The organism is Lactiplantibacillus sp. C232, from assembly GCF_023806725.1.
Classification (GTDB): Bacteria; Bacillota; Bacilli; order Lactobacillales; family Lactobacillaceae; genus Lactiplantibacillus; species Lactiplantibacillus plantarum.
In genome coordinates this window covers 236626-262588 of the sequence record NZ_JAMSKZ010000002.1, presented here as the reverse complement: position 1 = coordinate 262588, position 25963 = coordinate 236626, and the positions used below count along the sequence as shown (strand labels likewise).

Below are 25963 nucleotides of genomic sequence, written 5' to 3'. Positions count from 1 at the left end.
AATTATGACTTAAATATGTAAAGGAAGCGTTGATGGTATGAACATTGAGCTTTTCATCGCCCGCCGCAAAGCCCTAGGACTTTCACAAAAGGCCCTAGCAGATGGTATTTGTACTCAGGCGACACTAAGTAAGTTCGAGAACAATGGCAAAGCACCTGCCATACGAATCGTTGCCCAACTTTGTCAGCGACTCAACCTACAATTGGAAGATGTCTTTCCAACCGAACGCGTCGCTGATGCCGCTGTTTTGAAGATTTTGGAACAGGTCGAGTTCGACCTCATTACAACTGAATATCAAGATGCCGAAGTACAACTTGAAAAGGCTGCGGATATGCCGCGACATGACCGCGAAACCAAATTACAATATTGTTATCTAAAAGGCTATGTTGCTGCCCTTAACCACCACCCGATCAGTGATGTCATCTTTAATTTTGACCAAATCATCACCGATTTGGACGAGGCTCACATCACAATCTATACACAGCTGGCCTACTGTGGTATCGGGATTGCTTATCAGCAGAACCAGGATAACGATAAAGCCCAGTACTATTTTGAAAAAGTACGCCACGCCCTACCGAACCTACCGCTAGAAACGACCGCTAGTGTTTGGCGCGTGATTAACTTAGCTTATTATACGGGGGCTTTTTACGCTAACATTAATGATACACCGCGGAGTTTGCAGTTATTAAACTACGGGATTGAGATTTGTGCGCGATTCCACGTTACCTATTACGCAGCGCGGATCAAATTCTTACAGGCTCAATTATCCGATGAACCGGATCAAATTCATGAATATTTAAATGATGCGGCCGCCCTTGCCAGAATGAACAATAACCGGCAATTACTTAAGAATATTTCAAGTTATTCAGATTCTCACTAATTTACGGTTAAATAATTGATTTTTGTTAATAAGTCGCCTAAACTGCAAGTATTAAAAGACGAGTTTTTACAACTATTGAGGAGGTCTTGCCCATGTTATTAGCAGGTTTATTGGCCGCAGCCGGACTAGCTGCCGTTGCCGGCGTCGTGGCTGGCGCCCGTGTTCCCGCTGCCCAACCAGTCAGAATTAAGCATGACCAACGCACATCTCAAAATCGTCGATAATGTGGCGACACTTATCTATGATATAAATAAAGGCTACTGGAAGCGAAATTCCAGTAGCCTTTTTGTTTAATTAAATCGCCGTTGACGACTAACAACTGTTAGCCCTAGCAAGAACCAGCCCAAAATCATTAGCCAATCCATTGATTGTTCACTAGTCTGTGGCAATTGTTGCGCCGACTTGCGATTAGTTGCTTTTGTAACTTTAACAACTGGTTTAGAAGTTGCTACTAATTTTATTGGCTGTCCTAACAATTTCGTTGGCTGAGTCGTGGTTACTAAATTAGTTTGCTTGACTAACTTAGCTGTCTCAGTCTTCGTTGTGACAACCTGATCTGAATCACTATCCTCGTCAGCGTGTCCTGGTAGCACCGGTTCACTTGGTTCGCTCGGCTCACTTGGTTCACTTGGTTCACTCGGTTCGCTTGGTTCGCTCGGTTCGCTCGGTTCGCTTGGTTCGCTTGGTTCACTTGGTTCGCTCGGTTCACTTGGTTCGCTCGGTTCGCTCGGCTCACTTGGTTCACTCGGTTCGCTCGGCTCACTTGGTTCACTCGGTTCGCTTGGTTCGCTCGGTTCACTTGGTTCGACCTCATCGGCAAAAACTAATTGGCCTTGATAAGCGCTTTGCTCATTCAACACAAGCACTTGCGCCTGTGTATTGATCAAGTAACCGTCCGGTGCTTGAATTTCGCTAACCGTATAAGCGCCTTGCGTTAGACCTGTAAGCTGTGCTTGACCAGTCGCATCAGTTGTCAACTGAGCAACCAGCGTTCCGGCAGCATTTTTCACGGCAAAAACCGCCCCGGCCAAGCGATTGGCGCCACTCGAATCCGTCTTAATCACCGTCAATTTCCCGGTTTGATACGTATTCGTTAATGTCACCGTCTCACCACTAGTTGTTTGACTACTGATATAGCCAGCAATGGCCGTTTCAATCACCGTATAAGTGTACGCATTGCCATAAACATCCGTCACATCCAAATCACTGAAAGTGCCCGTATAGCCATTTGCTGACGTTAATTGCAAGGTCTGATAAGCTTGACCATTGCGTTGCAACGTCACTTCAACGGTCGGCGTTTGCACTCCAGCTGGCACGTCAGCCCAAACTTTGTTAACAGTCAGCGCCGTCTTAGCAATTCGTTTGTCAACCACACTACCTGTGACCACGTTAGCCGTTGCTTGCGCTGCGGATACCGTGAAGACGTGCTTGGCCGTGTCGATTTGGTAGCCACTCGGAGCCGCCGTCTCAACCAGCATGTACGTCCCAGCCGACAAGTTACCAATGCGTAACTGTCCAACTGAATCAGTCACCAAATCGGTCCGAAGTACCGTACCCGTACTATCCTCTAACTGATAAGTGGCACCAGCAACTGACTGGCCGTCACCATCAGTTTTATTAATGACCAAACTGTAACTCTGAATGTCATCACTAGCGGTTCCGGAACCACCAAATCTAACGGCCACGTTCGATTGTTCACTCTTTGGTTCGCCTGTCGAACTGCCCTCATTTGGATCAGTCGCATCTCCAATGACAGGTGCATACGTTACACCCGCATTATTGGTGTACGTATGTCCTACTGTCAGACCAACTTCATAAAATATATTGACCGCTACATCTAATTGGTCAATATTAATTGTCATCTGCTGACCCACAACCGTCACGGTTACTTGTGGTGTTGATACCCCATCAGCGTAGGTAAACTGCTGCGTTGCAAAATCATAAGTGCCCAGTGCCGCGTCTTTAACAAAGGCACCGTCAGTATAATGACCAGTTTCCAACGTCATGGTACCTTCGTGCGTTTGATAAAGGCCCAGCTGATCAACAATCGCAACTTGCTGCCACTTTTCACTATTAATGTTTGCGACAACTTGCCAGATCATTTTGGCGGGATTACCATCAGGATCTAAACTATTACTATCGGCCCAGCCAACCTTATTAATCCCAGTCGTACTACTGCCAGTGGTTGCGCTAGTCCCAGTAACATAAAACGTTAAGTCTCCTTGACGATTATAACGATCACTAGTCGCATAATAATCATTAAAAGTTAGTGTTCCGGTTTGACTACCGGTCTCGGCCGTAAAAGTCCCGACGACCGTTCCATCTGATTTTTGGACATCAATATGCTGCGTACCATTGGTAAAGACAACATTATCGGGTAAGGTCACCGTTGCTGTACTGCCAGCAGTTACGCTAACATCATCGGCTATTGACCAATGATACTTCGCGATATAGTTCGCATACAGACTCAATACATCCGTAGCGCTATACGTAACACCATCATCGTCAGTCACCGTTGCGTCAGTAGCATCGAGCCCCTGAACCGCAACCGTTGCCCGTTGTGCTAAACTGCGAAGACTGGCCCGGCTCATTCTGGACAGTGTCGCGACAGACGCAGTTGCTTGATCCGTTGTAGTTGCCGTTCTCGCCGAGTCTTTTTGACTGGTAACGACACCACTGTACATATTAGTCGTTTGTTGCTGATTCTGGGTCGTTGCTTGCTCGTTGTTCGCCTTCGCACTAGCCGCTCGTTGATCCGCTTTGGCATTAGCCGTCGCCCGGGACGTCGCTGTCGTATCAGTACTGTCCGTTGTTGCCTGAGCGGCTGTCACACCTGAAGTCGTTTGGCTAGTAGCTGTTGTGCTAGATGATTGGGTTGATGACTCAGACGTGGTGACCGCTTTGCTAGTCGCCGTTTCATTCGCCGCACCAGTTGCCGATGCTTTCGTGCTACTGCTACTGCTACTGCTACTGCTACTGCTACTGCTACTGCTACTGCTACTGCTACTGCTACTGCTACTGCTACTGCTCGTAGTTTGTCGCAACACCACTTGATTAGCAAGTGTACTCGAGCCAGAAGTCTGCGTCGTTTCAGTGGCAGTGGTAGCCGTGTCCGCCGCACTCACTGTTTGATTTGTCACAATCAATGTCAACATGGCGGCCGTTCCCATTATCCAAGTTTTGAAATCGATTAATCGCATGATATCCCCCCTTTCTTATATAAGTTAAAACTTTTAAACCGATTACACGCCTTAATTATAAACCACATTCCGCAAATTTGAAGACACTTTTTGTCAAAATTCGTCGCTCACAGATAGCAGTTACATACCAGCAATATTTGTTCAAAAGGCTCATTACACCTATATAATTTTTATTTATGTACACTTAATTAATTTACCGATATATCAACATTTTAAAGACATGAATCATAATTAGTATTATAATATTTTATACAAAAGTTGTATGCCATCAATTTTGACGAGTTCGTGACAGTTGTTAGCTAATTAAAATAATTTATGCTGATTAATATAGATTTAACTAATTGCAATCAGTAAAAATGATGTCATTCGTTTCATTTATAATTTAAACCCATTAACTGCTTTAGTTGCTTGTCAACTAATTACGTCGAGAAACGGGGCAGACTGGCGCTACCGATGACACGTAGACCAATTATTGATTTATCGAGCGATATATAACAGCGCCTTAACTGATAAGTATTTTTTATAGCTTTATTACTAATAGTTTGCCATTAACTTGTATGCTTTTTAATCTGCATAATGTTTACTTATCGCTTTAACACTTTAACCTTTATTTCTAACGACTCCCACTTAAGCAATGCAACTTTTTTTCCGGTGATTAATCAGACCAACCGACACGTCATGATAATCAAAACGATGTGGCAGCCCTTTAACTGATAAAATTATATAATGACTCAAAACTTAATTTACCAGCAACACTACATCTGTACCAATCAGCACTAACATTCTTATTAATAATCATTATAGTTTAAGCGCGTTAACTATTTTGTAAATTAATTTTCACTAATTATCCTGACACTATTCGTTATAACAATGGTATGATTAACATGACGTATAATAACCAGCTTTAATCAATCAGTCGGAGCCTGCTTACCTGCGACTATTAATTGCGCAACCAACATTAATATTTTATGGAGGCTACATTTTTCATGAACATTAAAGACTTGTATTACTTCCAACGCTTAATCAGCACTCAGAGTTATACGCAAACGGCTGCTGATTTTCACGTTAGCCAACCCACAATCTCCCAAGCAATTAAACGACTAGAACGTCATTTTCAAGTGACACTGTTCTTTCGCCAAGCAAAGACCAAGGCGCTGGTGTTAACACCTAGTGGCCAGCAACTATTGCTCGCAGCCAACGACATTATCAACAACTGGCAGCATGTCAATGAATCAATCAGTCATTTGCGTCAACATACACTGCGGTTTGGTATCGAACCATCCGTCAGTGAACATTATTTACCGGCATTAACAAAACCAATCATCGAGCAAGATTTGCTTAGTAGCGTCCACACGGTTGAAATGGGGGCTAATCAACTCGTCAAACAGGTTTTAGCCGGCCAACTCGACTTAGCCATCAGTGGTAACTTGGATCAAACATTGGATGAACGGCTAGCAGTAACGCCATTACGGCCTTTTAAATTTCGCATTCTCGCTAATGTTGCGCACCCCTTAGCAAAGGCTGAGCATCCGACTTTTGCAGAAGCGCTAAAATCGCCTTTTGTACTGCTTAATGCAACTTACTTAAATAAACTAGTCTTCCGGCAACTTGCTGAACAACTTTCGATTGAACCCCAAGTTCTCTTCGAATCTGATAGCAGCACCTTGATCAAGGGATTAGTTAAAGAGAACCTGGCACTAGGCTTCATTTCCGACATCACGACCCCCAACGATGGTGAAGACGATGGTCTCGTTGAGATTCCGTTCGACGACGTTCAGGTTCCTAGCGTGCATATCAACTTGATTCGTCGGGCCCACCAATTTCCAATTGGCTTGGTCAAACAAGTTATCGACATTATTGAAAAAACATTTGCGGCTGACAATGCCGAACAAAAATCTTAACCACAAACTTGATCATAATCATACATGCGCTCCAATAAAAATACCCAACTTATCTAGAATGATAGGTTGGGCGTTCTTATTGGGGCGCATTTTTGGTTAAGTCATCACGATTAAATTTACACGACCAACTCGTGCTCGTAATCACACAACCGCCGTTAAAAATCACATTCACAACTCCAGCAGCGAAGCTAATTGTGACCTAAAACTGGTAAACTTTCGCTTCGTACGCTCGTAATACGTCTTGATGATCTTCATCGTAGTTACTGATCAACAGATGCGCATCAGCGGGTAATTCTGCAAAGTGTCGCGTCTGGGTTGCCGCAGTAAAGTTACAAATTACTAGCAGGTGCTGCGACCCCATATGCCGCACATAGGCATAAACGGCCGCATCATCAGGTGATAATAGGTGATAAGTTCCCGTCGTTATGACTGGTAAATGGTGCCGGAGCTTAATCAGCCGCTGATAATAGCTCAGAACTGAACCGGGCGTTCGTTGCGCGAGTTGCGCGTTGATCCGCGGATAATTGGCATTAACCGCTAGCCACGGTGTTGCCGTTGAAAACCCAGCATTCTGACTATCATCCCACTGCATCGGTGTACGCGCATTATCCCGCGACATATGGGCGAGATAACCTAACATCTGTTCAGGTTGAACGACCTGTTCGTCATCAACAAAGTGATGATACGCATTCAGTGATTCCAAGTCTTGATAGTCGGTTAACTTGGTAAAATGGGCATTCGTCATGCCTAGCTCCTCACCTTCGTAGATGTAGGGTGTCCCTTGAAGAAAGTGCAATAGGGTCGCTAGCATTTTGGCTGAACGTTCCCGATAAGCTGGCCGTTCATCCCCGAATCGTGACACAATTCGCGGTTGGTCATGATTATTCCAATAGAGACTATTCCAGGCTGTCCCTTGTAAGCCCATTTGCCACTTAGACAAGCTCTGCTTTAGGTCAACCAGTCGGACGGGCTGGTCATTCCACTTACCTAGCGCCGGATCTGGATTACCATCCAGGCCCATGTGTTCAAATTCAAACACCATGTTTAATTCCTGACCTTGGCCGCTTGCCAGTTGCTTAGCATCAGCAACCGTAGCCCCAGGCGTTTCGCCGACCGTCATCAGTTGATGGCCTGCAAACACTTGCTGATTCATTTCTTGTAAGTATTCATGGAGATGCGGACCATTGGCAATAATTCCACCGATTGCCGCGTATGGTTCCCCAGCTTCTGGCTGCCCATCTGCAAAGCTATCAGGCTTGGAAATCAAGTTAATGACATCCAAGCGGAAACCGTCCACGCCCTTATTGACCCAGAAATTCATCATGTCATAGACTGCTTGCCGTAGTTGCGGATTATCCCAGTTCAAATCTGGCTGTTCAACCGCAAATGAATGTAAGTAATACTGATCACGGCTGGCAACATATTTCCAAGCAGAGCCACCGAAAAAGCCACCCCAGTTGTTAGGTTCATGCCCATCAACAGGATCACGCCAAATATAATAGTCCGCGTACGGATTATCCTTACTTTGCGCACTCGTCGTAAACCACTTATTTTGATCAGATGAATGGTTGACAACAATGTCCATCATGATTTTTAACCCTTTCGCATGGGCCGTTGTTAATAATTGATCAAAATCAGCCATCGTCCCGAATTCTGGATTAATATCGTAATAATCACTAATATCATAGCCATTATCGACACCGGGTGAACGGTAAATTGGGTTGAGCCAAATCACATCCGCGCCGAGCTGTTTAATATAATCTAACCGTTGTGTAATTCCTGGCAAATCACCGATTCCATCACCATTTGAATCCTGAAACGACCGTGGATAAACCTGATAAACAACCGCTGATTGCCACCATTGATTAGCCATATATGATTATCCCCCTAAAAAAGTTTGCTTTAAAAAACTTGTCACGGTCAACCATAAAAGGTACCGCTTACAACACTAACCATTCTACCATTGTCGGTCATTTGAGCGTACCCACTAATCGCTATTTATTTGTTAGCCTAACACGTTTCTAGCCATATCTTAGTTGACGAATCAAAAACGCCATGCTATTATCGCTTATATTCAAATAACGAACGATAATCTTACTTTCAAGTAGCGAATTAACTGTGCGTCAGGAAGTCGGTGGGTGCTGCGAACCGATCAGGTTAATCTCGATGAAATACGGTAGGAGAGGTCCGGGTACGCCCGGCGGATAACAACTAGAGCCGTTAACTGCTAGTGAGTGGAGTCATATTGTGGCTCAAGCTGGGTGGTACCACGGTCTAATCAATCGTCCCTGTTGCATTATTATGCAACAGGGACGATTTTTTATATTCACCCACTATTATCGGCGTACAACCGCTGTTGAAGCAGTCCGTGTCGGGCTATTCACTGCTGGTTTAACGACCTCAAAGGAGTTAATTATTATGCCTAATTCAAAGAAATGGCGTTCAGTTCAGTTACCAGAAGCCCTACTCGTTTTACTCATTATGCTTGCAATTATGGGACTTGGCGTTATTAAGTTCGGCCTGTCACCACAGACCCCCGTTATTCTCGTTATCGCCCTCATCATTTTATGGGCCCGAATTCGCGGTGCCCACTGGGATGACATTCACGGTGGCATCATCGATGGTATTAAAACTGGGATTATCCCAATTTTTATTTTTCTACTCATCGGGGCACTCATCAGCGTTTGGATTGCAGCTGGCATCATTCCTTCAATGATGGTCTTTGGGTTTCATCTGATCTCTGCGCAGTGGTTCGTTCCATCCGTTTTTCTCGTTTGTGCAATTATTGGAACTTCCATCGGGAGTGCCTTCACGATTATCTCAACGATTGGGATTGCCCTCTTTGGAATCGGGACAACGATGGGCATCAACCCAGCTTTGATTGCCGGAGCTATCATCTCAGGAGCCATTTTTGGAGATAAGACTTCACCGTTGTCAGATTCGACCAACCTGGCCGCAGCCATTGCCGAAGCAGATTTATTCGACCACATTCGTAATCTGATGTGGTCTACGATTCCTGCTTTTGTCGTATCACTAGTACTCTACGCCGTTTTAGGTGCCGGAGCCGCAACACAAAGCCATTTGGGCAAGATTCAAACGACGTTGACCGTCCTCAACAATAACTTTACCATCAGCTGGTGGGCGGCCTTGCCACTCGTCGTCATGTTTGCCTGTGCCCTACTTAAAATTCCAGCCATTGCAACCTTGTTGATGAATATCGGTCTTGCCATCGTCATGATTTTTATCGAGCAACCTCATATTGCCTTAACTAAGATCGCCACGATGATCGAAACCGGCTTTGTAGCCAAAACTGGCAACGCCGGGGTGGACGCCTTACTCTCACGTGGCGGTATCAGTGCCATGATGAGCACGGTCTCCTTAATCCTATTAACCCTGTCGTTAGGCGGTTTACTAATGAAATTCAACCTCATTCAGACAGCAATGGTGCCGCTAACTAAGCGATTGAAAGGTGCCGGGGCAACTGTTACGGCTGCGATTTTAGCGGGAATCGGTGTCAACATCTTTGTAGGTGAACAGTACCTTTCCGTTATCTTGCCTGGTAAAGCGTTCAAAACGACCTTCAATCAGCGAGGATTGGCTAACTTAGCCCTCAGTCGAGTCCTTGAAGACGGTGGAACTGTCATCAATTACCTGATTCCGTGGGGCGTTGCCGGGGCCTTTGCCGCTAACACGCTCGGGGTATCAACCTTAGCTTACCTGCCATTTTGTTTCTTCAGCTTACTATCACCGGTATTCTCAATTATCAGTGGTTTCACTGGCTGGGGCCTGAAGCATCAGCCAGCCAACGAAGCCGGTTAATTTAAAACTAGGTTGTTTAATTTAATCGGTGACCGAACCAATCCCGGAATATAATTGTTACTGCTTGTGATTCGCCCCCACTGCTGGCTACAATTAGACAAGAGCATGTTTTGGATCAATCTAACAATTCGTCAATTGATACTGCATGATTTATTTACTAATAAGTCACATCCCGGCACCACGTCAACTAACGAACTTAGATATGAGGAGGGGGATTACAATGCTTGCATACGGGTATCAAAAATTTGGGGGACCTACCGTATTTGAAGAACTACCACAATCACAGCTGATTCCAACAGATAATCAATTATTAATCAAAACTTTAGCCGTTAACCTAACCGAGGAAGACCGCTTAGAACGGCTAGGTACTATCCAAAGCGTCGCACTACCGCATATTCCTGGGCATGATGTCATTGGGAAAATCATTCAAGTTGGCGCCGCTGTCACTGACTTGGACGTTGGGACAGTGGTGGCTGCCCGCACGAACCATACTTACGCGGACCAGGTTTGTTTAGATAGCGATCTAGCGGTGACCATGCCAACTAATCTTGATCCGGTCACCGCCGTCAGCTTAGTCACTCCAGGGATTGTCGCTTACAAAACGGTGCGCTACTTTGCGGACATCCAAGCCGACCAAACGGTGATTGTCAAAGGCGCTGGCAGCCCAGTCGGCTTGTTAATTATTCAGTTAGCCAAACGATTAGGTGCCCACGTTATCGCGATTGCTAGTGACCGTTATGCTAACTTGATTGCGACACTGGGAGTCGACCAATTCGTCGACTATCAGCATCAAAATCCAGTTCACGTGTTAGCCGACCGCGGTGACGTCGTAATCAATGTCGCTATCGATGGCGTTGGTGGCAAAGATGACTTAGCAATGGCCAAATTTGATGCGACCATCGCTTCGTTTGCCCGTCACTTGCCAGCCACCAGTAAATCAATTCGTTTCCAAGCAATCCAACCGACCGAAGTGATTTCTGATCAGGCCGCCTTACAATTGCTATTCAAGTTGCTAGATACTGGTCAATTGACCACGACGATCAATGAACAACTACCGTTTAACCTCACGGGCTTCATTCAAGGTCACCAACGACTAGATGAGCCTCACGTGGGTCAAGTGGTCGTCGCGCGCTAAAAAAACTGCTTTCAAAAGTTATCCTTTTGAAAGCAGTTTTTTAGTCAGGTGGTCGCTTATTAAGACCATCGCAGAATTTTAAGCAACCCAATTCACACTAATCGTAACGATTGGGTATATTTCAAAGACCGCCTCAATTAGCCAAGTCCTGGATACCTATGCGAGTTGGTAGACCCAAGCCTCATAAGGCCGTAATTTATTTGGCTGCTGCTCGCCATAATTACTAATCAAGCATTTGGCCGTGGGCGTCAGATATTGATCCAGTGGTCGGGACAGTGTCTCGGCTGTGAAATTGCAACAAACTAGCCAGGTTCGCCCTTCCCATTGCCGTGCATATAAGAATACCTGCGGATCATCAGCCCACAAGAGCTCAAACGAACCTAACGTCACTAAGGGGTATTGATGTCGTAATTGAATCAAGTGCTGGTAATAGTACCACACTGAATCCGGATCAGCCAAAGCTGCGGCAGCATTGATTTGACGATAGTTGGGATTGACCGTGAGCCATGGCGCCGCGTCACTAAAACCCGCGTTAACCTCCGTGTCCCATTGCATCGGCGTTCGCGAGTTGTCCCGAGAACGCGCCGCTAATCGGGCCATCATATCTGCCGGTGATAGTAGTTGGCGCTCAGTCACTAAATCACGATAGGCATTGAGCGATTCAATATCCCGGTAACTGGTTAATTCAGTAAAATGAGCGTCAGTCATCCCCAGTTCTTCACCTTGATAAATATACGGGGTTCCCTGCAAGATGTGTAAACACGTTGCGAGCATTTTAGCCGAACGTACCCGATATGCTGGTCGGTCATCACCAAAACGTGAGACCGCTCGTGGCGTATCATGATTGTTCCAAAACAGGCTGTTCCAAGCCCGCCCTTCAAGTCCGACTTGCCAGTCACTAATGACTTTCTTTAGCGCCACTAACGGTGTCTTACGCGTACTCCACTTACCAAGACCATGCTGACTATTATCAAGTCGCAGATGTTGAAATTCAAAGACCATATCTAATTCGTGCCGATCAGCGCCCGCATACTTCAGCGCATCCGCTGGTGTCACCCCGTGGGTCTCACCAACCGTCATGATATCAAACTGTGACAACACTTCTTGGTTCATTTCTTGCAAGAATTCATGAACTCGCGGTCCGTTCGTTACTCGAGCATCGCCAAACTGACTGTGCGGTTTCAGTGGACCATCTGGTAACCCGGGTAACTTAGAGATTTGGTTAATGACGTCCATTCGAAAACCGTCAACACCCTTGTTCAGCCACCAGGTCATCATCGTATAAACTGACTCTCGTAAGGTCGGATTCTCCCAGTTTAAATCAGGTTGTTTTGTTGAAAACGTGTGTAAATAATACTGCTGGGTCTGCTCATCATATTGCCATGCTGAACCACCAAAAGCCGCATCCCAATTATTGGGCGCCTTTTTGCCGTTACCTGAGCGCCAAAAGTAGAAATCACGATATTGATTGGTGCGGTCCTGGCGACTGCGTTTGAACCATGGATGCTCATCAGAGGTATGGTTAACAACCAAGTCCATGATGATCTTTAAGCCCCGGTCATGGGCGGCTTGCAATAATTCATCAAAATCAGCCATAGTGCCAAAGTCGGCCGCAATTTGTTGATAATCACTAATATCATAACCATTATCATCGTTGGGTGAACGATAAATGGGATTGAGCCAAATGACGTCGATTCCTAATTGCTTTAAGTAGTCTAGGTGGGCCGTGATCCCCTTTAAGTCACCAATACCATCATGATTGGTATCTTGAAAACTCCGTGGATAGACCTGATAGACAACGGCTTGTTGCCACCACTTGATTGTTGCTGCCATAATTACGATTAACTCCTTAGTTACGCGGTAAGGCCCTTGATGAGCTTAACTGGTAACGTATATTTTGATTCCAGTGTACAATTCGCATCCTCAATCCGCTGCAATAGTAGAGAAACCAGTAACGTGCTAATATCCGCTAACGGTTGTTCTACTGTTGTTAATTCAGAATGATAATCACGTATGAGCGCCGTGCCATCATAACCAACAACGCGTAATTGCTCAGGAACCGTTAATGACAGTTGTCGCGCGACGTTGAGCACTAGTAAAGCGGTCAAATCATCACTACAAAAAATACCATCATACTGATGTTGTGTCATAATCGTCTTAATTTCCATCATCTTCAGCGCGGGGGTCAATTCAAACGGTAATTCATGGACATGGGGTGTTAGCTGTTGGGCAGTCAAGTAGGCTTCATATCCTTCACGGCGACCATTCGTTGGCGAACCAGCGTGTGACTTACCAGTAAAAATAGCCACGTTAGTCGCCCCCGCCTGATGCAATGTCTGGGTTGCTAGCCAGCCCCCCTGGTAATTATCCGAACTAACGATGGGAATATTGTCGGATAAGTACCGGTCAAATGAAATAATCGGAAGACCGTATTGTTGATATTCTTCAATACCTAAATTGTGGGCACCAGCAATAATCCCATCGACCTGATTAGCCATCAACATTTGTAGGTAGTCGCGTTCTTTTTGCGGATCATCCGCACTATTACATAAAATCACCTTATAATTTTTAGCAAATAAGATTTTTTCAATCCGGGACACCAGTTCACCAAAGAACGGATTACTAATATCTGAAAAGATGACGCCAATTAAGCGCGTATTCTTTCCTTGCAGTGAGCGTGCCATATTATTCGGCTGATAATGCAGTTCTCGCATCGCCGCGAAAACTTTTTCTTTAGTCTGACTACTCAGGTAGCCATGGTTATTAATAACCCGAGAAACGGTTGTCGCTGAGACCCCCGCTAGCTTCGCAACATCATTTAATTTTGGTTTCATTGTTATCGACTCCAGTATGCTCTGATTGGCGCCATTCCCAGACTTTACCGGTAACTGCCGTAGTGTCACCTTGAACGTTAAGGCGACTCGGGGTAGCGTTTAAGAAGAAACGGCCGGTCATCACGGAATAGCCATTATCAATATAGCATTCAAAGACTGACACATCTATGATTAGCCGGATTTTTATCGTCTTATGGGCCGTTAACTCAACTTGACGAGTCTGACCATAATCTTCAGCAAACGAATTCCCCGTATGCCGCCGATCAATCATAACCTGACCATGGTTGGCATCAACAGTCACCTGCAGCTGGCCACTTTCCTGCTGATCAGCAATGTTAACCGTGACCGTTTTATCAGCGGGAACCGTCAGTAAGAGTTCAAAGCTGCCATTCAAAGCGGCCACCGTCGCCCGTTGTTGCTCAAAGACTAGGTCATGCGCCGTCGTCCGCAAATCATCCACCGCTGCCACTGGATTTTGATAGAGGTGCCCATCTTTAAGCGTTAGTTCCTTAACTAAGCTCAAACAATGGGCCCAATTTTCACGATCAGTTGGATAGGAAATTTCAGGTAACCCAATCCAGCTGACGGCTAACGCGCGGCCATCCGGCGCATTGATTGCCTGCGTGGCATACACGTCAAAGCCGTCATCCAATTGCGTCAGGGCGTGGGGTTCAGTGAATTGTGCCTGAGCCAGATCCAATTGATCGGCAACTAGGTACATGTTCGGATAAATATTCTGATACGGGGTCGTTGTTTGTGATAACCCTTGGGGACAGAACAATAAGACGGGCTGTTGATCGATCCAGACCAGATTTGGACACTCAATCATATAACCCCGCGCATTTGCGGGAACGTTCAACTCGCCTTGACACGTCCAGGTGGTCAGATCCTTTGAGAAATAAACCAAGATAGCACCGATCTCAGTAGTCGTCTGCGCACCGATTAGCGCGTAGTAGCCGTGGTCAGTCCGGATCAAGTCCGGATCACGAAACGAACTCGTATACCCAGCCGGAGCATGCGCAATTAGTGGCCGGGACAGCTTTTTAATGTGATTATCCGTGTCCATCCAGGCACCTAATTGATACGATTCACGTTGCCAGTCGGCAGTACGGACATTACCCGTATACATAATAAATAACTGATCATCAATTGGTAGTGCTGTACCCGTGTACGCGCCGTGTGAGTCGTACGGCGTATCTGGTCGAATCGCTAAGCCCTCATCATGCCAATCCACCAAGTTCTTAGAGGTCACGTGTTGCCATGACTTCAGTCCGTGTACCGGACCGAACGGAAAGACTTGGTAGAACAGGTGCCACTGACCATCAAAGTATGAAAAGCCATTGGGGTCATTTAACAAACCTGATGTAGGCTGAATATGATGTTGCATCCGCCACTTAGACTGGCGTGCCTGGGCAACGAGCTGTGGTAGCTTAGTTGCTGGCCACTGTTCATAAGGGGTATAACGGGTTTTACGATTCCATATCATGACGATGAGCTCCTTTTTAACGTTCGACTTAATTGTCACTATTATAAAACCGCTTACACTGATATGTCAATCGTTTGACATTTTTATATTATATTTTCATGTCAGCGTTTCAAATTCGGCTTTTTAACAAGATTATCAAGCAATTCAATTTTGTATCAAACGCTTGACATATTTTCCAAACTTGTTATTATTGGGTCTGTAAAGCGCTTGCATTATTAAATTAAAAATAATTTTAGACTCAGGGAGTGAATTATTATGAATCATCAAGAAGTTGCCGACCGCGTACTTAATGCAATTGGTAAAAACAACATTCAAGCCGCCGCCCACTGTGCGACACGCCTTCGTTTGGTCATCAAGGATGAATCCAAGATTGATCAACAAGCCTTAGATGACGACGCGGACGTTAAGGGGACCTTCGAAACTAACGGCCAATACCAAATCATTATTGGCCCTGGCGATGTCGATAAAGTCTATGACGCCTTAATCGCCAAAACAGGTCTTAAAGAAGCGACCCCCGATGACATCAAGGCAGTTGCCGCTGCGGGTCAAAAGAAAAATCCATTAATGGACTTCCTCAAAGTCTTATCTGATATTTTTATTCCAATCGTCCCTGCACTAGTTGCTGGGGGTCTATTAATGGCACTAAACAACGTTTTGACTGCCGAGCATCTTTTTATGGCGAAGTCAGTTGTTGAAGTTTACCCTGGCCTCAAAGGTATCGCCGAAATGATTAACGCGATGGCTAGTGCGCCGTTTACTTTCTTGCCAATCCTCTTAGGATTTTCAGCAACGAAGCGCTTCGGTGGCAACCCCTATCTGGGTGCTACGATGGGCATGATCATGGTCTTACCATCACTAGTTAACGGCTATAGCGTTGCAACGACCATGGCTGCTGGCAAGATGGTTTACTGGAACGTCTTTGGTTTACACGTTGCACAAGCAGGCTATCAAGGCCAAGTGCTCCCTGTTTTGGCCGTTGCTTATATTTTGGCTACTTTGGAGAAGTTCTTCCACAAACATATCAAGGGTGCATTTGACTTTACGTTCACGCCAATGTTTGCAATTGTCATCACTGGCTTTCTAACTTTCACAATCGTCGGTCCTGTCTTACGAACGGTGAGCGACACATTAACTAACGGTTTAGTAGGCTTATATAACACGACTGGTTGGATTGGCATGGGCATCTTTGGCCTTCTCTACTCGGCCATTGTCATTACTGGGCTCCACCAAACCTTCCCGGCTATTGAAACCCAGTTATTGGCTAACGTCGCCAAAACGGGAGGTTCTTTTATCTTCCCAGTCGCCTCGATGGCCAACATTGGGCAAGGTGCCGCCACTTTAGCTATTTTCTTTGCCACTAAGAGCCAAAAGCAAAAAGCCCTGACTTCTTCAGCCGGGGTCTCAGCGTTACTCGGAATTACGGAACCTGCTATTTTCGGGGTCAACCTCAAGATGAAATTTCCATTTGTCTTTGCAGCGATTGCCTCAGGAATTGCTTCAGCTTTCTTAGGACTATTCCACGTTCTGTCCGTGGCGATGGGTCCCGCATCAGTCATCGGGTTCATTTCGATTGCTTCAAAGTCGATTCCAGCATTCATGCTCAGTGCTGTCATCTCGTTCGTCGTCGCATTTATTCCAACTTTTATCTATGCCAAACGAACACTCGGTGACGATCGTGATCAAGTAAAATCACCAGCACCAACGAGTACCGTCATCAATGTTAATGATGAGATTATCAGTGCACCAGTAACGGGGACTAGCGAAAGTCTCAAACAAGTTAACGACCAAGTTTTCTCAGCCGAAATCATGGGTAAAGGCGCCGCAATCGTGCCAAGCGCTGATCAGGTCGTCGCACCAGCTGACGGGGTCATCACTGTCACTTATGATAGCCATCATGCTTATGGCATCAAAACAACTGCTGGTGCCGAAATTCTGATTCACTTAGGATTAGATACGGTCAATTTAAATGGTGAACACTTCACTACTAACGTTCAGAAGGGCGATACCGTTCATCAAGGTGATCTACTCGGAACGTTTGACGTCGCTGCCTTAAAAGCCGCTAACTATGATCCAACCGTCATGCTAGTCGTCACAAATACGGCCAACTACGCTAATGTTGAACGACTCAAAGTCACAAATGTCCAAGCTGGTGAACAGCTCGTTGCGTTGACTGAACCGACAGCTAGCTCAGTTGCTGCTACAGCGATATAAAACGATCTGACAGGTTTAATCAGGCCTAGCACGCAACATTTACGTCAAAGTTAATGTAATCGTTAACAAAATTTCTAATTAAGAGTATACTATTAATAAATAAGACTACATTTTTAACTACAGGAGGCACACTATGCTTTTAGGTGCAATTGAAGCTGGTGGTACAAAATTTGTTTGTGCCACGGGCGCTGAAAACGGGCAAGTTAGCGACCGAATTTCGATCCCCACGACAACCCCCGCTGAAACCATGACTGCGGTAGACGACTATTTTACGACTCATCCCGTTGACGCGATTGGTATCGGTTCATTTGGCCCCATCGGCGTTAATCCCGATGATCCGAAATATGGTTACATTACCACGACTCCCAAACCCGGCTGGGGTGACTTCGATTTTTTAGGCCATCTTAAAAGTCGCTTCAACATCCCACTCTACTGGACCACTGATGTTAACGAAGCCGCTTATGGCGAATCAATGATTGGAATCGCTAAGGACGTCCCTAACAGCATCTACATGACGATTGGTACCGGTGTTGGCGCTGGCGTCATTAGTCAGAACCACATTTTTAATGGTCGCACTCATACTGAACTTGGTCACATGCGACTCAACCGGTTACCTGGGGACGATTTCAAGTCCAACTGCCCCTACCATGACATCTGTTTAGAAGGTTTAGCTGCTGGGCCAGCAGTGGGAAAACGAACGGGGAAAGCTGGGAAAGATATTCCCGTCGACGATCCGGTCTGGCCAATCATCGCTGACTACATCGCACAGGCATGTGTCAACCTCACCGTCGCCTTCGCACCTGATAAAATTATTCTTAACGGTGGTGTTATGAATCAACGGCAGCTCTTTCCCATGATTCGTGAAAAGTTTGCCGCCTATCTAAATGGCTACGAAGAAGTCCCACCACTGGATGACTATATCGTTCCCGCTGGACTGGGTAACAATTCTGGCATTGCCGGTGGCCTATTGTTAGCTCAGGCTGCTTTAAAGAACGCTTAACACCTTGCAAAAAAGTCCGCCGATACGCGTTTAAACGTATCAGCGGACTTTTAGTTTACAGTCAATTTGTCATTCGGTTAATGAATATATACGGTTAAAACAGTGATAAATCCAAAAATCACCCCGGGAACATTTGAAATAATAACGGGCCAATCCTTATAAGTCTTGAACCAGCCGTAACCAGTCCATAGTATCCCATTAATCATTGCCACGAGTGGTTGTAGCGGCGATACTGGGTCACCTGAGAAATTCGAAATGATTTGCGGAATATATGACACGTACATCGCAATACACGTAAATGTCGCTAACTTACTAATCAATTTCAGATATTTAACTCGCTTGGGATCCACAGCGTCCTTACCACTGGGATATTCACCATTATCAACTTTATACTTAATAAATAATCACCTTCCTAGCTAGTTATTATACTACATACCATTCATCACGCAAAAATTCGCGTTCGTTAAATTGTATCGGCACCGCAACAATCCTCAATTATTCACACATTGCGCGCAAGTTGAAACCCAGCATTCTCCTTACATCAAAATTGATTGACCCTATCAATTAGTTTAATTTGTGGAAGAATTCCCTTAATTTAGCTATACTCATCTGTCACCGAAACCGATATCATACATACCAGCAATATATAGAGATTTGTATTTCACGCGTTGTGCTAGCTAATTTGTCATGAGTCATGATTAAAGTAGGCAAAATAATTAACGTCAAAAGCAGTCGGCTTAGGCTCGCTGGAAAGAGTTCAGGTTAGCGTAAATATGCTTAGTTCACCCTACACCGACCTCCAGGCATTTCTGCCAATTGCCAGAGCGCGGTGGTCAAAAATCTAAGTCGAGGCCACGTTTTAATTACGATTCATGCAATCAGCGCTCACATAACGCGGATATGTCAATTTTGCTTAGTTCACAGGAGGATATCGCTATGAGACATGGACAATATCGCTACATTGTTGGCACACTAGCTTTGATAACGACTGCTGTAGGTTTAGTAGCTTGTTCGAAACAGTCAGCTAATCAGCAGATCAGTTACCGTCAAACGGCTGAGGCCACCCTTGATAAGGGGATGGATAATCAACCCGAAGCACCGTACTGGTTTCCAAAACAACTGCTGAAATGGCAGTTGAGCAAGGATAAAGCAGCCAAGTACAACACCGCCTCGGTTCCACTAGCCAAACGGATCGATAAATGGCAACTGCCGACGGTTAACAAGACCCAGGACCCAAAGATGAAGGTCGTCGCGTTATCCATTATGAATAGTTCAACTAGTGGCAACGCGCCTCGCGGGATTAATACGTTCGATGCGAATGTCTTCTCCAACTGGCAGTATATTGACCAACTCGTCTACTGGGGCGGTTCGGCAGGCGAAGGTTTGATTGTGCCACCGACCGCAGATGTCATCGATTCTGCTCATAAAAACGGCGTGCCCGTTCTTGGAACCGTTTTCTTTCCACAAGTGGTTAGTGGCGGGAAGTTAAAGTGGCTCAATGACTTCTTAAAACAAGATGCTGACGGACATTTTCCGATGGCTGATAAACTAGTCGCGGTTGCGAAAGCTTACGGGTTTGACGGCTGGTTCATCAACCAAGAGACCGACCCCGAAGTTAAAAGTTTTGATTCGGCTTCCACCGGAAAGACCGCAACCAGCTCAACTAGTAATGGGCTGAGCAAAAAGCACGCCCAACTAATGCAACAGTTAATCAAAGAATACAAACAAAAGGCCGGCTCCAAGCTAGACCTGATGTGGTATGACTCGATGACGAAGGATGGTAAAATGGATTGGCAAAACGCATTGACCAAAGAAAACCAATCTTATCTAGTCGATGCCAATATGAAACCAGTTGCTGACTCGATGTTTCTTAACTTCTGGTGGACGAAGAAGCGTCTCGCCAGTCAAGAATTACTCAAAAAGTCACACGAACGCGCCGAAAAGCTTGGGATTAGTCCTTACAACCTCTTTGCAGGAATCGATGTTCAAGCTGACGGAACCGCTACCCCTGTTCGTTGGAATCTATTCGCTAATAAACAACATGTGCCATACACGTCGCTAGGATTGTACGCACCGGACTGGACACACGCTTCTTCCGATACGGTTGACGAATTTCAAGCCAAAGAAGGTGCTCTGTGGGTCAATGATCAAAATGATCCGTCCCGTAGCATTCCGTCAACTACTTCAACACATTGGCCGGGTGTTTCAACATACGCGGTTGAACAAAGTGCCATTACGAAACAGCCCTTTGTCACTAATTTCAGCTTAGGCAATGGCTATAACTACTTCATTAAGGGGAAAAATGTTTCGCTACGTGATTGGAACAATCGCTCACTGCAAGCAGTCAATCCGACTTACCGCTGGTTAATCAATAATGGCAATGGTAATGCGTTAAAGGCCAGCTTTGACTACACTGACGCCTACGAAGGTGGCAATGATATCAAGTTAGCCGGCAAAATGCGTAAGGACACCGCTAGCACAATCAAACTCTACACCACGGACCTAGACGTCACTGCCGATACCCAGGTTAGTTTAACCGCTAAGGCATCTGGTAAATCTACAGCTAAACTAGTGGTGACCTTAAAGGACGGCCGCACTAAGACCATCGCGGGTGACCGGACACTCAGCAAGCACTGGACGACCGTTAGCTATGACGTTAGTCAGTTAACAAAAAAAACAATCAAAGGCCTTAGCCTCAAAATCAGTGCCGCCGAGACTGATGCTAGCTACAGCGTTCAATTAGGTCGCCTCGCAATTACCGGCAAGCAGCAGGCCGCGCCGAAAAAGGTCAACCAGGTCACCATTGATAATCGGACCTTCGACGAAGAAGGCAAGTACGCCGGTGTCAACCTGAGTTGGCAAGCCACCACTAAAAATAAGCTGGATCATTACGAAATTTATCAGGTTAACAATGACGGTTCTCGCTCATTTCTGGGGGCCACTAACACGACTAATTTCTATTTAAACGCGTTGAAACGGAATGGGCAGCACAACGAGACCAATCTGATGGTCGTTCCAGTTGATATTTGGAACCAACGTGGCGATGCTTCTGACCAAGTTACCTTAAAATGGCCGGATAATCGTAAACCTAAAGCGGCATTTACGGTTAACCGCACCCTGGCAGCTCCCGGTAACACGATCAAGTTTACAAATGCCTCATCCAAAAACGCAACCAGCTATAAATGGGAATTTGACGGTGCCACAAAGACGACCAGCACCGCCAAAAACCCCACGGTCACTTACCGTAAGGCTGGCACTTATAACGTCACATTAACCGCTAAAAATAAGGATGGCCAACGGCACGTTACAATGAAAAAGCTCATTACGATTACACCGAAAGCTCAAGGCGCTTTAACCTTACTATCCAAGAACGCCAAGACCAGTGCCTCCGGATACACGAATAGTAGTGAAGCACCTAAAATGGCGGTGGATGGGAAACTCGATACTAAATGGTGTGCAACCGGTAAGGCACCGCATACCTTGACGCTGGATTTAGGCCGTCAAACGACTGTGAGTGCGGTTAAATTAGCGCATGCCAAAGCTGGTGGCGAAGGTGCTGATATGAACACCCGCGCTTGGACCATTCAGGTCAGCACTGATGGCAAACGCTACACGGACGTTGCCCGGACCTACAATAACACGCAAGCCACTAGTCTCAATACTTTCGCGGCTACTTCGGCGCGCTACGTCCGGTTAGTCGTCGATAAACCAACCCAAGTTGCTGACACCGCCGTTCGGATTTACGAAATGGACGTGCTAGGATTGACGCAAACACTCAAATAACCCTACCGATGCTATTTGAATAGAACAGCCGAGCCCCTCACTTGGAAATCGATATTTCCAAGTGAGGGACTCTTTTATGTCCAGACACTAAAAAGGCCCGTATCAGCTGATACGGACCGATTTAGAAGTTAGGTTGGAATGAATTGAGCTCATTCTTAGGTTGGAAACTTGATTGTGGCCAGTTACGGTCAGACCACAATCAAGCGTTCATATTTACTTAGTTGTTACGGTGCTAGCGACCTCGATAGCTTGCCCATTAAGTTCGATAGTCAGTGGTTCCCCACTAACCAGTTCAACGGTCGTACCCTGTTGATCGACATCCACTTTAATCAAGCGACCGCGGAAGTTAACGTGGAATTGATAATGGGTCCACGCTTTAGGCACAAACGGTGCAAAGGCTAAGGTATCATCCTTAACTCGCATACCAGCAAAGCCTTGAACGATTGCGAGCCATGAACCGGTCATCGACGTAATATGCAAGCCGTCGACCGTATCATTATTATAATTATCAAGATCAAGACGGGCTGTCCGTTCATACATTTCCACGGCCTTATCCTCATAATGCAAGTCCGCTGCTAGAATGGCATGGACGGCTGGTGAAAGACTAGATTCATGGACGGTCAACGGTTCATAGAAATCAAAGTTACGTTTCTTCTGTTCCGCCGTGAATTTATCCATGAAGTAATAGATTCCTTGCAAGACATCCGCCTGCTTGATATACGGTGACCGTAGAATATGATCCCATGACCAGTGTTGATTGATTGGCCGTTGATCAGCAGGAATACTTGAAACTGGCTTGACGTCCTTATCAAGGAAGCCATCTTGTTGAACGAAGATTCCTAATTTTTCATCATACGGGAAGTACATCCGGTCAACAATATCTTGCCACTTTGCAAGCTCAGCATCCGTGATTTGAAGTGCTGCACGCTTAGCGGCATCCACTTTCTTCAAACTCGCTAACGTGTATTCTAACGTCCAGCGCGCCATAAAGTTCGTATACCAATTGTTATTCACGTTGTTTTCATACTCATTAGGACCAGTGACACCGTGAATCATATACTGTTGTTTCCGTTCTGAGAAGTGGACCCGATCAGCCCAAAAACGTGAAATCCCCGTCAAAACGTCGATTCCTTTAGTCTTCAAGTAGATCTCATCACCGGTATAACGTGTGTAATTGAAGATGGCATACGCAATAGACCCATTTCGATGAATCTCTTCGAACGTAATCTCCCATTCGTTATGGCACTCAATTCCGTTGAAGGTCACCATCGGGTACAAGGCACCAGCCAAGCCCTGCATTTTAGCATTATGGAAAGCTCCAGCAAGCTGATTATACCGGTATTCCAGTAAGTTCTCCGTTACTTCTGGTTTCGCCAATGAAAGGTAGAACGGTACTCCGAACGCTTCGGTATCCCAATACGTCGCACCACCATACTTTTCACCAGTAAAGCCTTTTGGCCCCAGGTTCAGGCGCTTATCTTCGCCATAGTAGGTCGAGAATAACTGGAATAAGTTGAAGCGAATGCCTTGTTGTGCCGCATCGTCACCGTCAATCAACACGTCAGATAACTGCCAGCGTTTAGCCCAACCATCAACATGGGCCTGCCGTAAGTCCTCATATGACTGTGTGCTGACCGTTTCACTTAATTCGGCTAAGCCAGTCCGCATCGCCGCCATATCCGCGTAATCCCGTGAAGTCACCACGAGGACTCGTTTTTCAAAATTCTTGGTTTCATCCGGTGCTAACGTTCCCCGGAAGATATTTGTAACTGCCTTTTCGGTTTCTGGGGCGTTAATACCTCGAAAAGCCGTTTCATGAAGCATCTGCATGCCGAGCGTAAAGCGCGGTGTTCCGAAGTTATTCGGCTTCGTTTCTGCAAACATGCTGCCACCAGTAATCGCATGACTCTTGTCTAGCACTTGCCAGAACTGCTCATCATAGTTCGCATCTTCATTGAAGACGTCCGCATCAATTTGCGAAATAAATCCAATTTGGACCGGTTCCGCACCCAAATTGTGAACACTATAGTGCACATCAAATAACTCTTTTTGTGCAACGCTGACGAACCGATCAATCATGAATTGGACGCGTTTTTCACCCTTGGTAATAATAAATGAACGCCGTAAAATTCCCGTATGCATATCAAGATCCAACGTAAAGTCACTGACTGTGTCCTTCGCCAAATCAACTTGATCACCATCAATCGTGATATTGACTTTGATGAAATTGACCGAATTGATCACCTTACCGAAATAATCGGGATAACCGTTCTTCCACCAGCCGACCCGGGTTTTATCGGGATACCAGACCCCACCGATATAAATCCCTTTGAGGGTATCGTTAGAATAGTGCTCTTCAAACATTCCCCGCATACCCATGTAGCCGTTACCAATACTGGTCATGCTTTCCTGCAATCGCTTATCCGTCGGTACGAGTTCATGACTAATGACGTGCCACGGATCTACTTCAAAAATACGTTTCATTGTTGTTGCTCCTCCGTCGTTCGAAATTACCGAATAACATCTTTAGTTTCAGAATCAAAGAAGTGGGCCTTCGACATTTCAAAAGCAACTTCCACATTCTCACCCGGGTTATGATAATCACGTGCATCCACTTGGGCAGTAAATTTAGATTTGCCAGCTGTACAATATAACATGCTTTCGGCACCTAAGAATTCAGAAACGACGACCTTCGTCTTAACAATTGAATCTGACATCGCTTCAAGCGCAATTTGCTCAGCATGAATGTCCTCTGGTCGGATACCCACAATCATCTTTTTCTGGTCATAGCCTTGAGCCTTTAAAACTTTCAATTGACCTTCCGGGACAGCTACGTCGAGTCCCTCACCATCAGTTACCCGACCATCATGTAAGGTGGCATTGAAGAAGTTCATTGAAGGTGATCCCATGAAGCCAGCCACAAATTGATTAACCGGTTCGTTATACAATTCGTGCGGTGTCCCAACTTGCATGATCTTACCGTCATTCATAATGACGATCCGATCAGCCATCGTCATCGCTTCAATTTGATCATGGGTGACATAGATCATGTTGGTCTTCAAGCGTTGATGCATTTGAGCAATCGTAGTCCGCATATCGACCCGTAGCTTAGCATCCAAGTTAGATAACGGTTCGTCCAATAGGAACGTCCCCGCGTCCCGGACGATGGCCCGTCCTAAAGCAACCCGTTGCCGTTGACCACCAGATAAATTGGCTGGTTTCCGTTGTAGATAATCGGTTAAGCCCAATTGCTCAGCAGCGTTATCCACTCGCTTTTTGATTTCAGTATTACTGTAAGTTTTCCGAATCTTCAATCCAAAGGCCATATTGTCAAAGACTGACATGTTCGGGTATAGTGCATAAGTTTGAAAAACCATCGCGATATCACGGTTTTTTGGTTCCACGTCATTCATAACTTGACCGTTCATCTTGAAGTCACCCTTAGTGATGTCTTCCAAGCCAGCAATCATCCGTAATGTCGTTGACTTACCACAGCCAGATGGGCCAATGAAGAAGATGAACTCCCCATCTTTAATATCAAGATTCATATCGGTAACTGAATATTTATCGTTACCCTCATATTTTTTGTAAATGTGATCGAGATTCATTTCAACCATCGAAATCCACTCCCTTGTTTTCTCACTTCTAAACTACTATTACACGTGCAATCGCCCGCAAACGGTTGCTTTTTGATCGATTATTCAAAGCTATTAA

General features: G+C 45.6%; 16 protein-coding genes. 8 read left to right on the top strand and 8 right to left on the bottom strand.

Annotation, left to right across the window (positions count from 1 at the left end):
• Nucleotides 1-37 precede the first annotated feature (37 nt).
• Nucleotides 38-880 carry a helix-turn-helix transcriptional regulator gene (locus tag MZO41_RS03505; protein ID WP_003641791.1) on the top strand — a complete coding sequence of 281 codons (843 nt, stop codon included), beginning with the start codon at nt 38-40 and terminating at the stop codon, nt 878-880.
• 92 nt (nt 881-972) lie between these two features.
• The gene (locus MZO41_RS16765) at nt 973-1104 is read left to right on the top strand and encodes a hypothetical protein (protein ID WP_003641790.1); all 132 of its coding nucleotides are present in this window, start codon (nt 973-975) and stop codon (nt 1102-1104) included.
• Between the two features lie 66 nt (nt 1105-1170).
• Here the strand turns inward: MZO41_RS16765 and MZO41_RS03500 are convergent, their stop codons facing one another.
• Complete coding sequence (locus MZO41_RS03500) at nt 1171-4080, bottom strand: SpaA isopeptide-forming pilin-related protein (protein ID WP_058906745.1); 2910 nt, start codon at nt 4078-4080, stop codon at nt 1171-1173.
• A gap of 986 nt (nt 4081-5066) precedes the next feature.
• Here MZO41_RS03500 and MZO41_RS03495 point away from each other — a divergent pair.
• Nucleotides 5067-5981, top strand: a complete 915-nt coding sequence (locus tag MZO41_RS03495; protein ID WP_003643688.1) for a LysR family transcriptional regulator — start codon at nt 5067-5069, stop codon at nt 5979-5981.
• A gap of 199 nt (nt 5982-6180) precedes the next feature.
• Here MZO41_RS03495 and MZO41_RS03490 read toward each other — a convergent pair whose 3' ends face one another.
• Nucleotides 6181-7854 (bottom strand): glycoside hydrolase family 13 protein, encoded by a 1674-nt coding sequence (locus MZO41_RS03490; RefSeq protein ID WP_003641787.1) that lies wholly within the window; start codon nt 7852-7854, stop codon nt 6181-6183.
• Between the two features lie 545 nt (nt 7855-8399).
• Between MZO41_RS03490 and nhaC the strand changes: the two genes are divergently transcribed.
• Both nhaC and MZO41_RS03480 read left to right on the top strand, forming a co-directional pair.
• Nucleotides 8400-9800: a Na+/H+ antiporter NhaC gene (nhaC, locus tag MZO41_RS03485; protein ID WP_003643687.1), complete on the top strand. Its 1401-nt coding sequence runs from the start codon at nt 8400-8402 to the stop codon at nt 9798-9800.
• Between the two features lie 220 nt (nt 9801-10020).
• Entirely contained in the window at nt 10021-10935 is a 915-nt protein-coding gene (locus MZO41_RS03480; protein WP_003643686.1) for an NADP-dependent oxidoreductase, read from the top strand.
• A 156-nt stretch (nt 10936-11091) separates the two neighbouring features.
• Here the strand turns inward: MZO41_RS03480 and MZO41_RS03475 are convergent, their stop codons facing one another.
• The 3 genes from MZO41_RS03475 to MZO41_RS03465 are packed head-to-tail and all read right to left on the bottom strand — an operon-like array spanning nt 11092 to nt 15255.
• Complete coding sequence (locus MZO41_RS03475) at nt 11092-12768, bottom strand: glycoside hydrolase family 13 protein (RefSeq protein ID WP_003641784.1); 1677 nt, start codon at nt 12766-12768, stop codon at nt 11092-11094.
• A 20-nt stretch (nt 12769-12788) separates the two neighbouring features.
• A complete protein-coding gene (locus tag MZO41_RS03470) occupies nt 12789-13769 on the bottom strand; it encodes a LacI family DNA-binding transcriptional regulator (protein ID WP_003641783.1) in 981 nt (326 codons plus the stop codon).
• On the bottom strand, nt 13750-15255 hold the full coding sequence (locus MZO41_RS03465) for a sucrose-6-phosphate hydrolase (RefSeq protein WP_003643684.1): 1506 nt from the start codon (nt 15253-15255) through the stop codon (nt 13750-13752). The genes MZO41_RS03470 and MZO41_RS03465 overlap by 20 nt, the downstream gene beginning before the upstream one ends.
• Before the next feature lie 255 nt (nt 15256-15510).
• On the opposite strand from MZO41_RS03465, the gene MZO41_RS03460 reads away from it, so the two are divergent.
• Nucleotides 15511-17466 carry a sucrose-specific PTS transporter subunit IIBC gene (locus tag MZO41_RS03460; protein ID WP_013355117.1) on the top strand — a complete coding sequence of 652 codons (1956 nt, stop codon included), beginning with the start codon at nt 15511-15513 and terminating at the stop codon, nt 17464-17466.
• 133 nt (nt 17467-17599) lie between these two features.
• Entirely contained in the window at nt 17600-18466 is an 867-nt protein-coding gene (locus MZO41_RS03455) for a fructokinase (RefSeq protein ID WP_003641780.1), read from the top strand.
• A gap of 77 nt (nt 18467-18543) precedes the next feature.
• Here the strand turns inward: MZO41_RS03455 and MZO41_RS03450 are convergent, their stop codons facing one another.
• On the bottom strand, nt 18544-18816 hold the full coding sequence (locus MZO41_RS03450) for a SemiSWEET family transporter (RefSeq protein ID WP_003641779.1): 273 nt from the start codon (nt 18814-18816) through the stop codon (nt 18544-18546).
• A gap of 586 nt (nt 18817-19402) precedes the next feature.
• On the opposite strand from MZO41_RS03450, the gene MZO41_RS03445 reads away from it, so the two are divergent.
• Nucleotides 19403-22249, top strand: coding sequence for an endo-beta-N-acetylglucosaminidase (locus MZO41_RS03445; protein WP_011100911.1), 2847 nt, complete (start codon nt 19403-19405; stop codon nt 22247-22249).
• A 213-nt stretch (nt 22250-22462) separates the two neighbouring features.
• Here MZO41_RS03445 and MZO41_RS03440 read toward each other — a convergent pair whose 3' ends face one another.
• Both MZO41_RS03440 and MZO41_RS03435 read right to left on the bottom strand, forming a co-directional pair.
• Nucleotides 22463-24733 (bottom strand): glycoside hydrolase family 65 protein, encoded by a 2271-nt coding sequence (locus MZO41_RS03440; protein ID WP_003641776.1) that lies wholly within the window; start codon nt 24731-24733, stop codon nt 22463-22465.
• A gap of 26 nt (nt 24734-24759) precedes the next feature.
• Complete coding sequence (locus MZO41_RS03435) at nt 24760-25866, bottom strand: ABC transporter ATP-binding protein (RefSeq protein ID WP_003641775.1); 1107 nt, start codon at nt 25864-25866, stop codon at nt 24760-24762.
• Nucleotides 25867-25963 lie beyond the last annotated feature (97 nt).